This is a genomic window from Mesorhizobium newzealandense (assembly GCF_042682145.1).
Taxonomy (GTDB): Bacteria; Pseudomonadota; Alphaproteobacteria; order Rhizobiales; family Rhizobiaceae; genus Mesorhizobium; species Mesorhizobium newzealandense.
The window spans coordinates 627420-640993 of the sequence record NZ_JBHUGZ010000012.1 but is presented as its reverse complement, the minus strand read 5'-3'; the positions used below and the strand labels follow the sequence as shown (position 1 = coordinate 640993).

Below are 13574 nucleotides of genomic sequence, written 5' to 3'. Positions count from 1 at the left end.
GACGACCGTCGGCGAGCCGCGCAGGCCGCATCTGGTGAGGTCCTCAATGCCGGCCTCGGCCGCACTCCACTTCACGACTTGGCTGCGCGCTGCGCACAGGGCGTCCTGAAGCGAACCCCGGCGGATCTCGTTGGTGCCTTCCAGCATGGCGACAAGGCAAGGAAGTCTGCTCTTAAGCAACTGCATGCCGCCTTCGCAGCGGCGCTCGACATTGATCTCGCGCGCAGCGAGATCAATGGAGGCGATCTTCGCGACATAGGTGAGTTGCAAGAGACCGAGGCGCTTGGCGATGCCGGGTCCGACCTGGGCGGTGTCACCATCGATCGTCTGCTTGCCGGTGAAGACGATGTCTGGCGTGCCGAACGTCTCGCCAACCTTGGCGATTGCTTGGGAAAGAGCGAAGGAGGTCGCCAACGTGTCGGAGCCGGCAAAATAGCGGTCGGTCAAGAGCACCGCGCGGTCGGCCCCATAACTGAGCGCCTTGCGCAGCGCGTTCTCTGCCATTGGCGGACCCATACTGAGCACTGTGACCTCGCCGCCATAAGCGTCGCGTAGCCTGAGCGCTTCTTCGAGGGCGAACAGGTCGTATGGGTTGATGATGGTCGGCACACCCTGACGCATGATCGTATTCGTCACCGGATGGACGCGTATCTGTGCCGAGTCCGGCACCTGCTTGATGCAGATTACGATGTGCATTGGCGGTTTCTCTAGGCTCCTGTCCGGATGCGGGCTTTGCGGTCGTCTCCTTCGCGCATCATTCATGCCAATCATTTGCGCGCCGCTCTTGCCGGAAATTCGGTTGGTTGCTTCTGAAGGCTTCGTCGTGATGACCCCCATTTGTCGACTTGGCGACATTGTTGCGTCGCATCCGTGTCGCGCTCATTCCTTCCCGAACCGTTTCAGCATGGACTCGAACGGGACGAAGGTGCGGCCCGGCGTAGCAGGTTTGTCCGGATCGTGGTCTTTGAGCACCTTGAACACCCTGTGCGTGAGCGGCGAGGAAATCGCGAAGTCCTGGTAGGCGCGCTCCAGCGTGCCGCGGACCCGCGCAGCGATCACCGAGTCGGGCAGTTCGGAGAGATCTTCGCTCGCAAGGTATTGGCCCATCCGCCTCATGATATGGAGCCGCGAGACATTGAGCACCTTGGGGTCATAGGAAACGCCAAGGATGGCGAAGAACTCCTCCGCAGCCGACAGGCCTTTCAGCCGCGCGAGGATATCCGTGAGATCGAAGGGACGGCCGTCAGCGGAACAACTCATTGCATTCTCCAAGGTCGGAAATTGTGTGCGATGGCGGAGCGGCTTTTTGCGCCACAAGCCGCGGCTGCTATCCTGGCGGAACGGATGGCGAGGAAAAACGACATCGTCCGCCTCAGTGGAATGCAAGGCTTCGGCCAGCCGTCTCGCTGCGCAGTCTATCGTAGGGCTCGACCAGTTGAGCTGCGGTGACGGTCGATTTGATCTCGGCTGCCATGCGGCGGACACGGGCAACCATCGCGGCTGCCAGATCCGGGTCGAGATCGCGGCCGCTTTCGCCCAGCACATGAGCAATCGCGGTGGCGCCGGAATGCTTACCGATGACGATACGCCGGCAGCGGCCCACGAGAGCCGGATCCAGTCCCTGATAGGTACGCGGGTCCTTCAGCATCCCGGCGACGTGAATGCCGGATTCGTGAGTGAAAACATCGGCGCCGACAACCGGCTTGATGGCTGCTGTCGTCCGCCGGGCGACCTGCGTCACCTGGGCCGCCAAGGCGGGCAATGCGGCCAGCTCTAGGCCCGTGTCTGGGCCGCCGAGGACCGCCATCGCGGTAGCCACCTCTTCCAGCGCGGCATTGCCGACGCGCTCGCCGAGCCCGAGAACGGTGACGGAGGCATGGCGCGCGCCGGCGCGTATCGCGGCCAGCGTGTTGGCGGCAGCGAGGCCGAGATCGTTGTGCCCATGAAATTCTATATCGATAGGAGACTGCGCCGCGACCTGGGCGACAGTTCGAAAATCGAAAACGGATCGAGAACGCCGACTGTGTCGGCCAGCCTGACACGGCTGGCGCCGGCGCGCGCGGCTGTTTCGACAACGCGAGCGAGATGATCCCGATCGGCCCGCGAGGCATCCTCGCAGCCCACGGCGACGAAGAAACCGCCGGCGGCTGCGCGTCCGACCATATACTCGATGACCTGAAGCGCTCCTGCATGATCGAGACCTAGCTTTGTGGCGAGTTGGATGTCCGATGCAGGCAGCGACAGATCGATGGCGGAGACGCCGCTCTCGATCGCTGCATCGAGATCCTGCGACGTTATCCGGCACCATGCCGTTAGCCGAACCGGGAGACTCCGCGCAACCGCGGCGCGAATTGCTTCGATCTCGTCGGCGCCCATGACGGGCGTGCCGATCTCGATTTCTGGGACGCCGGCTGCGGCGAGAGAATCGGCAAGCTCCAGCTTTTCCGCCTGTCGTGAAGGCGACGCCGGGTGCCTGCTCACCATCGCGCAATGTCGTATCGCTGAGAAAGATCCGACGGTTCATGAGCTGCCGGTTCTCGTGCTGCCCAGGCATAGACCGGATTGACGGTCTTCAGCGCTTCGCCTGCCGGGCCCACGCAGCCTTTCCACGATTGCGGGCACGACCTCGAGCACCCGATCGACGTCCGCTTCGCCATTCTGGCGCCCGAAGGAGAAGCGGACTGTTGCGTATGGCATTTTCATCGCCCGCAAGACATGGCTCGGCTCCAGCGATCCAGAGGTGCAGGCAGAGCCGGAGGAACAGGCGATGCCGAGGCGGCCGAGAAGAAGTGGGATTGCATCGCCTTCGATATCTTGGAAGGCAATGTTAGCGGTGTTCGGCAACCGCTCAAGCGAATCGCCAGCGACGAAGCTGTTTGGGATATGCTGGAGGATCCCGTCCTCGAGGCGGTCGCGGAGCGACTTTACCCGCGTAGCCTCGTCCTCCATGAATTTCAAGGCAAGTTCGGCCGCCATCCCCAGCCCGACGATGCCCGGCGTGTTCTCGGTGCCCGCGCGCCGGTCGCGCTCTTGGTGCCCCCCCTTGATCAATGAGCAGAAGGCCACGCCGCGCCTTACATAAAGCGCGCCGATCCCTTTCGGCCCATACAGCTTGTGGCCGGAGAGCGACAGCATGTCGACTGCCGTCGATTTCAGCTCTATCGGGAGTCTGCCCACCGTCTGCACGGCATCGGTATGGAAAAGGGCGCCGACTTCCTTGGCCAAGTCGGCAAGCTCGGCCACTGGAAAGATCGTACCAGTCTCATTGTTCGCCCACATGATCGAGACGATTGCGACTTTTGGCGTGAGGGCGACCCTGTAGGCGTCCAGGTCGAGCCGGCCACGGCGATCCACGGGGATTGTGTGCACCTTGACGCCGCGCGTCCTCTCAAGGTGTGCACACAGCGTCAGCACGGCCGGATGCTCGACGGCAGAAGTCACGATCTCTGCTCGATTGGGCATCACTTCGAGCGCCGAAAGAATCGCGGCATTGTCGCTTTCCGTCCCGCCAGAGGTGAAGATGACCTCATCGTCGAACTCCGCGCCGATCAGCGCTTGTACCTGCCGACGCGCCTTTCCAACCGCTGCACCGACCGAGGCGCCAAGACTGTGCATCGACGAAGGGTTGCCAAATTGCTCCGAAAAGAACGGCAGCATCGTTCGAACGACATCAGGGTCGACCCGCGTCGTTGCGTTGTTGTCGAGATAGACAGTCCTCATGCGCACGATCCACAGTCGATCGGAATGATGCGAAGCGCGAGCCACGTCGCATTGAGCTTCTGGCACACGTGGTTGATGCTGACGGCGAACCGGCCGCCGCTGCCCGTCAGTTTGTAAATGGCTTTGACCTTACACAGTGCAGTGGCTGTTTCCAGAATGCCGGCATTCTTCGGGACGAAAAAGCATCCCTTGACCTTGTCGCTATAGTCCAACATGCCTCTTTTCCTTCTCTGGGGCGATCAGCCGAAGGACTTGCCGCAGCCACACTTGTCCCGCGCGTTGGGATTATCGAAGACAAAACCGGAGGATTCGATCTCCGTAACGAAGTCGACGGTCATACCGGCGACGTGGGGTTGGGAGCCTACGTCCACGAACACCTTGACCCCATCCGCCGTTATAATGGCATCGCCTTCGCGCTCAACGCTCTCCAGGCCCATCAGGTATTGGAAGCCGGCGCAACCGCCGGCCTGGACCATGATGCGAAAGCCTTCAACCGGCTCGCTGGCGCGGGAAAGTGCGGCCTTGACGGCGGCAACGGCGTTGTCGGTGAGCGTAATCATGGTTCGATCTCTCCTCAGTCCGTGACGTACTGCGGATCATCATGCATGGACCGTGCCAAAGGAAAAAACCGCTTCAAACAGTGCGATATCCCTGACTCTGCCGTGAATCTCGCGTGCCATCGTTGGGACGACGTCGGGTAACCGACAGGTCCCCGTCAGGTGTGTCGAGTAAGGCACACAGCGATGTTCGGCTTCAGATCCGGCTGCGCTTGCACGTAAGCCATTGACGAGCATGCCGAAGATCCGTCCTGCGCCTGCTTCCGCGCAATTGGCACGACTTTTGAATCTGCCCTTTCGGCGAGGCCCAAGACTGGTCGACGGATATTCATCTCTTGGGTAGCCTCGTGATCGATGCCAGGAAGGAAAGCAACATGTCAGGTCCGAACCAGCTCCGCCTTCAATGGGAATGCAGCACCGTCCGTAGAATCCGAACCCCTGATCGGCCAATTGGCGTCGGCATCCACAATCGCTCACCACCGGCTAGTGGCCGTCGACTGAAGTGAGATGGGACCGGCATGTGCCTGTCGGCCATCGTCCGCAGTTCAGTTGGTACGCGCGCGCGTTTCGAGGGGTGCCGGACGGCTCTCCAGCAACACTCTGTTCTCGGCGAGCACGAGACCGGGTCGAGCATCAAGGCGCGCCCCGTCGGCTGCAGATCAGCCGGCAGGGCATCGATGATCAAAACGTCTATGGAAGCAGGGGATAGGACATGGAGCAGCGCGAGAAGCCCTCGCCCGAGCAAATCCGGCGTGCACGCAAAGACAGTCCGAAAATCCGCGAGCCCGATCTCGCCGCCCAATTGGGGATTTCGGAAGCCGAACTGGTTGCAGCCGATTGTGGTTTCGACGCGGTTCGCATCGAGCCGCGCGTCAACGACCTGTTGACCGGCCTCGAAGCGGTTGGCGAGGTGATGGCGCAGACCCGCAATGAAAGCGCCGTGCACGAGAAGATCGGCATCTACGACAAGGTGGTAACCGGCAACCACCATGCCATGGTGCTTGGCGATGAGATCAACCTGCGCATCTTCCCGAAGGTGTGGGAGCACGGTTTTGCCGTCGAAAAGCGCGATGGCGGCGACATCCACCGCAGCCTGCAATTCTTCGATGCCGACGGCAAGGCGGTGCACAAGGTGCACGTCAGGCCGGCCTCCAACCTCTATGCCTATCAGAAGCTGGTGGCGCAGCTCGAATCCTCAAACCAGGAGCCGATCGTGTCGGCTAAGGCGAGCGAAGCTGACGATGCTGAGATTCCGGACCAAGCCGCCACGGTCGAGGATCTACGCGACCACTGGAGTCGGCTGACCGACGTGCATCAGTTCTTCGATATGCTGAAGACGCTGAAGCTCAGCCGCTGCGAGGCGATGCGGATGGTCGGCCAGGAATACGCCTGGCTGCTCGACAATGCTGCCATTGGCGCCATGTTCCAGTGCGCGGCCGAAGACGAGATGCCGATCATGTGCTTCGTCGGAAATCGTGGTTGCATTCAGATTCATTCCGGTCCGGTCAAGTCGGTCAAGCCGATCGGCCCGTGGATCAATGTGCTCGACGCGACCTTCCACCTGCATCTGAGAACCCATCACATCCGCGAAGTCTGGGCCGTGCGCAAGCCGACCAGGGACGGTCATATCACGTCGCTCGAAGCCTATGGCGCCGACGGCAGAATGATCATCCAGTTCTTCGGGCAGCGCTATGAAGGCGACCGCGAACGCGGTGACTGGCGGTTTCTGGCCGAGAACCTGCCACGTATCCCAACCCCCGTCAGCAGCGTGAGATAACGACCATGTGTGTTGCCTTCCCTTTACGCTCCCTGCTCGCGCTGATGCTCGGCCTCCTGCTGGCCGCCGCGTTGCCTGCTGAGCGCAGTCAGGGCGCAGCTGTCTTTTCCGATCCGCTGCGGATCACCTCGATCGGCGGCTCTGTCACCGAGATCATCTATGCGCTTGGCGAGGAGCGCCCCCTCGTGGCTCGCGATTCGACCAGCTACGACCCGAACGCTTCACTGAAGCGGCACATTGTCGGCAACGTGCAACGGCTGTTGGCGGAGGGTGCTCCGTCCGTCAGTCGGTCCGGCGTTCTGGCCGTCCACGGCAGCCGCCGAGAGGACGCGATCGATGCAAAGTGGCGTACATACTTTGATCAAGCTGCCAGAGGACGGTCGCAACAAAGGTATCCTCGAATGATATACGTCGTCGGCAAGGAAAGGCCGGGAAACTGCCCGCCTCCGGCAGCTGCATGACACCGCCTGCGGCGGCATCATGCAGCTGTCGTCCGGCGACGACGAGGCGGAAATCAGCAGCTATCTCGACGATGCCTGCGTCCAGCGCTAGCAGCCTGAAGCGCTGCATCAGCGCCGCGACAGAGCCAGCACGGCAATCTGCTGCGCAAAACCCCGAAGCAGCAGGACCTATCGTCCAGTCTGTGCATGACAACCTGCGCATCGGCCGGCTGGATCGCGTGATTGATGGCCTGCAGACGATGCAATATCTGAACCGGGTCAGAGCCCGATTGAGACCAGTTCGGGATTCCGACATAAAACGTCCCTGGCCTTCATCGCTGTTGATATGGCGGGAACGCAGCGCTCATCTTACTACTCGGCCGCGCTGGCACGAAGGGTGCTCGGTAGCTGCAAGAGAACTCGCTGGGCCGGAGAATTCACCATGAACGCTTTCGTCACCCGCGACGGTTCCGGATGGATGCCGCAATATCTGACCGCTATCGACGGCACGACCTGCATCGGGTGCGGCCGCTGTTTCAAAGTCTGCTCGCGCGAGGTCATGCACCTTTACGGCGTCGATGACGAGGGTGAGATCCTTGGCATCTGTGACGGCGAGGACGATGACTTCGACGGCGAGCTCAATCGCATGATCATGGTGGTCGACCATGCCGGCCGCTGTATCGGATGCGGCGCCTGCGCTCGCGTCTGCCCGAAAAACTGTCAGACGCATGTCGCGGCCGACCAGGTCGCCCCATAATCTGACGCAACAGACTGGGAGAACGGCACCATGTTTGCCCATCACCACGGTTGCCGCGGCACTGGCCAATGGCCGTGGGCTGAGATAGGCACGGGGTTCGACCAGCATGTGCTTGCCTGCATCTTCGCGCGGGCGCTCAAGGAGGTTGAGGCCGGCGGCACGACGGCCACCGAGGCAACCGGCCTTTCGCGCGCCGAGTTGCAGGATGTCCTGGCCCGCGATTTCCCCGCAACTGCTATCAACACTTTCGCCTTGGAAGAGGCGAGCGACCCCGAGCCGAGCCTGGAGGAAGAACTTCTGCGCGATCTCTTGCTCGCGCATGCCCGGCCAGGAGACCCGTCGGGCGCCCGTTTCGCCAAGATCATCGCACGGCGTGCCATGCGCAACGACCATCTCTGGCAAGACCTTGGCCTTTTCAATCGTGCCGAGCTCAGCCGCTTGCTTGCCACGCATTTTCCGCGGCTGGCGGCCGGAAACACCCAAAACATGAAATGGAAAAAGTACTTTTACCGCAAGCTCTGCGAGGCCGAAGGCTTTTCGCTGTGCACCGCGCCCAGTTGCGGACAATGCAATGATTTCGAAAATTGTTTCGGCGCTGAGGAAGGCGAAAGCCGCGGATAAGGCCCGGGATCGATTTCCGTTTAGGGAGCGCTACCGTCATGGGTACGAGGCGGCAAGGGTTTATCGCCATTAAGCGATAAGCGCTTTTCCCGCCGCCGCTGCACGGAGGAGGGGATGTTCATCGCTTCGCGATATTTTGTGACTGTGCGTCGCGCGACGTCGACACCGGTTTCCTTGAGCCGGAGAACGATGTCCTCGTCAGAAAGTACGTCTTTGGGCGATTCCAGCGCGATGATCGCCTTGATCCGGTGACGAACCGCCTCGGCGGAGTGCGCGTCGCCGCCTTGCGAGGAGGCGATCGGGACAGTAAAAAAATACTTCAGTTCGAACACGCCGCGCGGCGTAAGCATGTATTTGTTCGACGTCACTCGACTTACCGTCGACTCATGCAGTTTGATCGCGTCAGCGACAGTCTTCAGAGTGAGAGGCCGCAGGTGATCGACGCCATGTTCCAAGAAGCCATCCTGCTGGCGGACGATTTCAGCCGCAACCTTCAGGATCGTCTTGGCGCGCTGATCGAGGCTTCTGATTAGCCAGTTCGCGCTTTCGAGGCACTCGTTGAGAAATGCTTGATCTTTCGAACCTTTGGCGGTCAGGCGTGAGACTTCGGCGAAATAGGTCTGATTAATCAACACTTTGGGCAGCGTCTCTGGATCAAGTTCTATATGCCATCCACCTCCGGGCGAGGGCATGACCCAGACGTCGGGTATGATGGATTGGGGCTCTCCGGATTGGAATCGGTTTCCAGGCTTGGGGTCGAGCGCACGGATTTCATGCAACATCTCGAGCAGGTCGTCCTCATCAACGCCGCAACGCTGCTTCAAGGTCTGAAAATCACGTCGCGCAAGCTTGTCAAGATTGGCAACCAAAGCTGCCATCGCGGGGTCGAACCGGTCTCGCTGGCGCAACTGTATTTCCAGGCATTCGCTGAGAGTTCTCGCAAAAATCCCGGGTGGATCAAACTGTTGCAAGGTTCCGAGAACCCGTTCCACATCAGCCTCCCGGATGTTTAGGCTGCCGGCCAGATCCGAGAGGTCTACCCGGAGGTAGCCAGTGTCTTCCAGATCAGCTGCAAGCAGGCCAGCAATCAGCCGCTCCTGCGGTGTAAATGCGGTGAGGGCGATCTGACGAGCGACATGGTCATGCAAGGTTTCGGTGAGGGCGACAAATTCCTCGGGGGCAGGGCGACTTCCCGTCGCATCGTTCGTCGTGTTGCGCTGTGATTTCCGTTGCCCGACCCGATCCGGGGAACCGGCCCTGATCGGACCGTCGACGTTGTTGCCGCCTGCGCCGACCTGCGGATCCCTCTCCGAATTCGAGGAAGCGTCGCCGACAGGCCCCTCGTCGTCCGACGCTGTTTCCAACAGCGGGTTCTTCTCGAGTTCCCGCTCCACGTACTGATGCAGTTCGGCATGCGCCAGTTGCAGCAAGCGTATCGACTCAATGAGTTGAGGCGATGCCACCATGGATTGCTGCTGGCGCTGAAGCAGGCTTGCTGTGGGTTGCATGGTTAGCGCCAATCCTCTCGAGGGAACCCTTGGGCATTGAAACGTCGACCCCTCTAAAGCGCATCGCGGCTGGAGGGCCTCAGGCGAGGCGCTTTAGAGTCTTGTGTCTTTGCATGTCCCCGCTGCGCACTTTGGGCGACATGCACAAGGTTCATGCGGCGGCCTTCAGCGTTTCAAGAACGTTCTGCGGGGACGAGACGCCATAGGGGTCGGTCTCGCAGTTGTCCGAGAAGCCTTCCTCCTCGAACCACTTCTCCACCACGCCATTCTCGATCAGGGCCGCGTAGCGCCAGGAGCGCATGCCGAAGCCCAGATTGTCCTTGGCGACCAGCATACCCATCTTGCGCGTGAACTCGCCTTTGCCGTCCGGGATAAGCTCGACCTTCTCCAGTCCCAAGGACTTCGCCCACGCATTCATGACGAAGGCGTCGTTGACGGAGACGCAGTAGACGGCGTTAATCCCCTCCTTCTGAAACTCGTCATAGAGCTCTTCGAAATTGGGCAGTTGGTAGGTCGAGCAGGTCGGGGTGAAGGCACCAGGAAGCGAGAACAGGATGACGCGCTTGCCGCTGAAATAGTCGTCGGATGTCTTGTCTTCCCAGCGGTATGGATTTGGCCCCTCGATCGACTTGTCGCGAACACGCGTGCGAAAGGTGACGAAGGGAACCTTCTTTTTAACGGTCATCTATGTTTCTCCTCTAATTGAAGGGTGGCGCATTGTTTCTCGGTTGGCTGACGCGACACCGGGCTGGGGCTGGCTCGCCGATCATTCGGTCTATCGGTTGCGTGTTGGCTATTCGTCTCGCCGGCGCTCACACGCCGAGCAGGGCTGGCAAACCGCGATTGGGCGAGCGCCATGCCTTGGCCTGTCGGCCTCGAAGCACTCATGTGCAAAGTAGCCACCGACCATCGATGTCTGGAGGGGACGGCGTCCCGATGTGGGCCCGGAATCGGTACGATCTCCTGGGGCGCTTGTATGGAGCTTCGCGTCTCAGCCATGGTTCGTTGTTGCCTTCTTGGTGCCTTGATGGGCTCTAACGACGAAGAGCAAGCGCCATGCCAACCCCTCGAAGGCAGTGAATCTGACGAGTTTTGCGAAGACCTTTTTGGGCTTGTGCGGGAGCGCCGTGCGTAGCCGACAGGCGCGGAATAATCGACTGGTCACCCGGATCGGGCAAGACTGCAGTATCGTTGGATAATCGGCAGTTCTGCGCCGGTTCGGGAAAGACCAACCGTTTCCGGACAGCCGGACCGATGCCTTACCGTACACCGGCGGGGACTGCAGCGACCGCGCGAGTCTATTTCTCTATTGTGTTCCTGCATGCGCGGCGTTCTGCGAAGACACCTGTCAGCATCTAAGATCGCGCGCTGTTGCTATTCCCTACCCGCATCGAAGAGGTCTTTGCCGCCCTCCAGCTCTAGCTAGTGCCCAAGGGCCGGGACGCGCGGGCTCGCGTCGCGGTGATCGAGATATCTTCATTTGCGCTGCCGTGCGTGTCTGACCGCACATGTTCTTGTGTCCGAAGTCGGACAAGAATGTAGCAAGGCGACCAAGGGTCGCCAAGCCCGCAACGCGGTGCAAGCGGTGCAACGCAAACGGTACGCTAATCGGCACGCAACTTGCTCCGATGATCTTGTCAGAGTGGTCATCAGCAGGGCTTCGCAGCTCAGCGGGGTTTGACCAGTCTGTCAGCTAAACGCGAGTAGGCGGCTGAGGTGCTTTATGGACCAAGGACGACGTGGACACCCTGCCTGCATGAGTTCGCAACCAATCTCATCCGCGCTTGCGCGCAGGCGCTGCATCGCGAAACGGAAATCTCGAGGCACTGAGCCGGGACGTGCAACATGCTGCTGATCGACCTTATGACCAGCCGTGCGATCTCGACCGAGCGGAAGAACGCCTGACGTTTCAGGAGAAGTCAAAATGGCCCCCAACCCAGTTCCAGATCATGTCCCGCCCGAAATGGTGAGGGACTTCAGTCTGTTCACGTCGCCTGGCATGCTGCCGACGCCCAATGGGGATCCGCACGCAGCGGTCGCTTGCGTTCACGAAGGACCGCCGATCTTTTATTCTCCCTACAATACGCGCGATGGCCAGGGCACCTGGGTCATCACTCGCGCCAAAGATCAGCGCCGGGTGCTGCAGGATGCCGAAACCTTTTCCAGCCATCGCAGCATCTTCGCCTCCGCGCTGGGCGAAAACTGGCCGATGATCCCACTTGAACTCGATCCGCCGGCCCATGGCGTGTTCCGCTCACTACTTAGTCCGCTGCTTTCGCCCAAGCGGGTGCTGGTGCTGGAACCGGCTGTTCGCGAACGAGCGATCGCGCTGATCCAGAGGATCGTCGCATCCGGCACAAGCTGCGACGTCATGAAGGATTTTGCCGTTCCTTTCACGGTCAGCATCTTTCTTAGCTTTCTTGGGCTACCCGATCACCGACTCGATACATTCGTGGCCTGGGGCAAAGATCTGCTGCACGGCGACGATGAGAAAAGACAGGTGGCAGCCCGCACAATTGTGGCGTTCATCGACGAACTTGCAGCCGTTCGCCGTAAGGAACCGGCCGACGATTTCATGACCTTTGTCGTTCAGGCCAAGGTCGAGGGCCGACCGCTGACCCATGAGCAAGTCCGTGGCGTGGGCGTGCTTCTGTTCGTCGCGGGGGCTGACACAGTTGCAGCAGCCTTAGGCTTTGACCTCGCCTATCTGGCGCGCAACCTCAAAGAGCAGGAATGGCTGCGCACCGAACCGGACCGGATCGCGCCCGCGGCCGAAGAATTGCTGCGCGCCTATCCAACGGTGCAGATCATCCGCGTGGCGAAGAAAGATATTGACTTCGAGGGCGCGCCCATCCGCAAGGGGGATTATGTTTCCTGTGCCACGATGATCGCCAATCGTGACCCGACGGAATTCGAACGCCCCAACACGATCGATCTGGCGAGACAGGAAAATCGTCACGCCGCGTTCGGCTACGGTCCCCACCGCTGCCTCGGCTCACACCTTGCCCGGCGGGAGATTGTCATTGGTCTGGAGGAGTGGCTGTCGCGCATCCCGGCCTTTCGGATCAAGGAAAGTACGGCGCCCATCGCCCATGGCGGCCATTTGTTCGGAATCGAAAATCTGATCCTGGACTGGTCCTGAGCAAAGCCGCCCCGAGACGCGGCGCAGACAATGGAGACAGCACCATGCGCATTATCGTCCATACTGCCAAATGCCAGGGTCACGCGCGCTGCTGGGCGCAAGCGCCCGGCATCTTTAAGCTTGACGATGAAGGCTCCATCCTGCCCGGTGACATCGAGGTTGCGGAGGCGGAGCAACTGCTTGCTTTCCGAGCCGCGAGGTCCTGCCCAGAACGTGCGCTGGAAGTCGACCACGCTCCGGCTGCGCAGGTCGAACTGGACGCCGTCCAACCGACAGCCCGGCAAGTTTAGATGCGCGGAGCGATGGGACCGCACAACGGAAAAGGCTGGCGCGGCCTGTCCCACCGCTGTCCGCGTGCAACCGCGGGCATATCTGCGACATCGAGGTGCTCCACTGCCCAAACGCCAGCAGGGTGGCGAAACGCCTCTTCCAATCTCAGGATTCGCAACAGAGCCGATGGACCAGGAAAAAATAATCGAACTCACCGACCGTGAGGCAATCCGCGACTGCCTCTACCGGTACTGCCGCGGGATAGACCGCGCCGATGAGGCGGCGCTGCGCAGTTCGTACTGGCCCGATGCGCAAGACAATCACGGGGCCTATTGCGGCTCGGCCGACGGCTTCATTCGGTTTGCGCTCGCGGTGTTCGAGACCGGACCGTGCAACATCCATCAGATCGCGAACATCCTGATCGAATTCACTAGTCGGGCAGAGGCCACGGTCGAGAGCTATTTTACTGCCCTGCAACGGGGACCGGACAACGACGGAGAAATACGCCAGACGCTGCTGTGCGGCCGTTACTGCGATCTGTTTCAGAAGAGGGAAGGTCAGTGGCGGATTGCGGAACGGACGGTCGTCTACGATTGGTGCGAGGAGCAGACCCCACCAGCGGTTGCCGAGGCAGAACGGTTCGGCCCGCGGCGGCCGATTGGAGCACCGTATCCGCACGATCCGGTCTATGCGCTCGGAAAGCGTGGCGTCCATGTTGCCGTCTGAGATTTCGAACCGGAGATCCGCATCAGCAGTGGGGACAACCTTGCAATGCCATAGCC

At 60.8% G+C, this 13574-nt stretch carries 14 protein-coding genes and 1 pseudogene; 7 read left to right on the top strand and 8 right to left on the bottom strand.

The window, feature by feature from the left end; all coding sequences use genetic code 11:
* The 6 genes and pseudogenes from ACFSOZ_RS19550 to ACFSOZ_RS19525 form a co-directional block, all read right to left on the bottom strand.
* The coding region (locus tag ACFSOZ_RS19550) for an electron transfer flavoprotein subunit beta/FixA family protein (RefSeq protein WP_379100469.1) at positions 1–696 on the bottom strand (696 nt) is incomplete at its 3' end.
* Positions 697–879: 183 nt separating this feature from the next.
* The gene (nifW, locus tag ACFSOZ_RS19545; RefSeq protein ID WP_095082068.1) at positions 880–1260 is read right to left on the bottom strand and encodes a nitrogenase stabilizing/protective protein NifW; all 381 of its coding nucleotides are present in this window, start codon (positions 1258–1260) and stop codon (positions 880–882) included.
* 112 nt (positions 1261–1372) lie between these two features.
* Positions 1373–2524, bottom strand: a pseudogene (locus ACFSOZ_RS19540) (homocitrate synthase/isopropylmalate synthase family protein).
* Positions 2521–3720 carry a cysteine desulfurase NifS gene (gene nifS / locus ACFSOZ_RS19535; RefSeq protein ID WP_095082066.1) on the bottom strand — a complete coding sequence of 400 codons (1200 nt, stop codon included), beginning with the start codon at positions 3718–3720 and terminating at the stop codon, positions 2521–2523. Before nifS ends, ACFSOZ_RS19540 begins: the two are co-directional and overlap by 4 nt.
* Positions 3717–3935 (bottom strand): hypothetical protein, encoded by a 219-nt coding sequence (locus ACFSOZ_RS19530; protein WP_379100467.1) that lies wholly within the window; start codon positions 3933–3935, stop codon positions 3717–3719. The genes nifS and ACFSOZ_RS19530 overlap by 4 nt, the downstream gene beginning before the upstream one ends.
* A 24-nt stretch (positions 3936–3959) precedes the next feature.
* The gene (locus tag ACFSOZ_RS19525; protein ID WP_095082060.1) at positions 3960–4280 is read right to left on the bottom strand and encodes an iron-sulfur cluster assembly accessory protein; all 321 of its coding nucleotides are present in this window, start codon (positions 4278–4280) and stop codon (positions 3960–3962) included.
* A gap of 709 nt (positions 4281–4989) precedes the next feature.
* Here ACFSOZ_RS19525 and ACFSOZ_RS19520 point away from each other — a divergent pair.
* From ACFSOZ_RS19520 to ACFSOZ_RS19505, 4 genes are all read left to right on the top strand, one after another.
* Positions 4990–6054 carry a hemin-degrading factor gene (locus ACFSOZ_RS19520; RefSeq protein ID WP_095082058.1) on the top strand — a complete coding sequence of 355 codons (1065 nt, stop codon included), beginning with the start codon at positions 4990–4992 and terminating at the stop codon, positions 6052–6054.
* Between the two features lie 5 nt (positions 6055–6059).
* Complete coding sequence (locus ACFSOZ_RS19515) at positions 6060–6515, top strand: TroA family protein (RefSeq protein ID WP_379100465.1); 456 nt, start codon at positions 6060–6062, stop codon at positions 6513–6515.
* A gap of 421 nt (positions 6516–6936) precedes the next feature.
* A complete protein-coding gene (gene fdxB, locus ACFSOZ_RS19510; protein ID WP_095082054.1) occupies positions 6937–7251 on the top strand; it encodes a ferredoxin III, nif-specific in 315 nt (104 codons plus the stop codon).
* A 30-nt stretch (positions 7252–7281) separates the two neighbouring features.
* A complete protein-coding gene (locus ACFSOZ_RS19505; protein ID WP_378921972.1) occupies positions 7282–7872 on the top strand; it encodes a nitrogen fixation protein NifQ in 591 nt (196 codons plus the stop codon).
* 20 nt (positions 7873–7892) lie between these two features.
* Here ACFSOZ_RS19505 and rpoN read toward each other — a convergent pair whose 3' ends face one another.
* Both rpoN and ACFSOZ_RS19495 read right to left on the bottom strand, forming a co-directional pair.
* A complete protein-coding gene (rpoN, locus tag ACFSOZ_RS19500) occupies positions 7893–9380 on the bottom strand; it encodes an RNA polymerase factor sigma-54 (protein ID WP_095082050.1) in 1488 nt (495 codons plus the stop codon).
* A gap of 151 nt (positions 9381–9531) precedes the next feature.
* On the bottom strand, positions 9532–10065 hold the full coding sequence (locus tag ACFSOZ_RS19495; protein ID WP_095082048.1) for a peroxiredoxin: 534 nt from the start codon (positions 10063–10065) through the stop codon (positions 9532–9534).
* A 1239-nt stretch (positions 10066–11304) separates the two neighbouring features.
* Between ACFSOZ_RS19495 and ACFSOZ_RS19490 the strand changes: the two genes are divergently transcribed.
* The 3 genes from ACFSOZ_RS19490 to ACFSOZ_RS19480 all read left to right on the top strand — a co-directional run bounded on the left by ACFSOZ_RS19490 (position 11305) and on the right by ACFSOZ_RS19480 (position 13518).
* On the top strand, positions 11305–12522 hold the full coding sequence (locus tag ACFSOZ_RS19490; RefSeq protein WP_095082046.1) for a cytochrome P450: 1218 nt from the start codon (positions 11305–11307) through the stop codon (positions 12520–12522).
* A 44-nt stretch (positions 12523–12566) separates the two neighbouring features.
* The gene (locus ACFSOZ_RS19485; protein ID WP_095082044.1) at positions 12567–12812 is read left to right on the top strand and encodes a ferredoxin; all 246 of its coding nucleotides are present in this window, start codon (positions 12567–12569) and stop codon (positions 12810–12812) included.
* A gap of 166 nt (positions 12813–12978) precedes the next feature.
* Positions 12979–13518 carry a nuclear transport factor 2 family protein gene (locus ACFSOZ_RS19480; RefSeq protein ID WP_379100463.1) on the top strand — a complete coding sequence of 180 codons (540 nt, stop codon included), beginning with the start codon at positions 12979–12981 and terminating at the stop codon, positions 13516–13518.
* Positions 13519–13574: the final 56 nt, after the last annotated feature.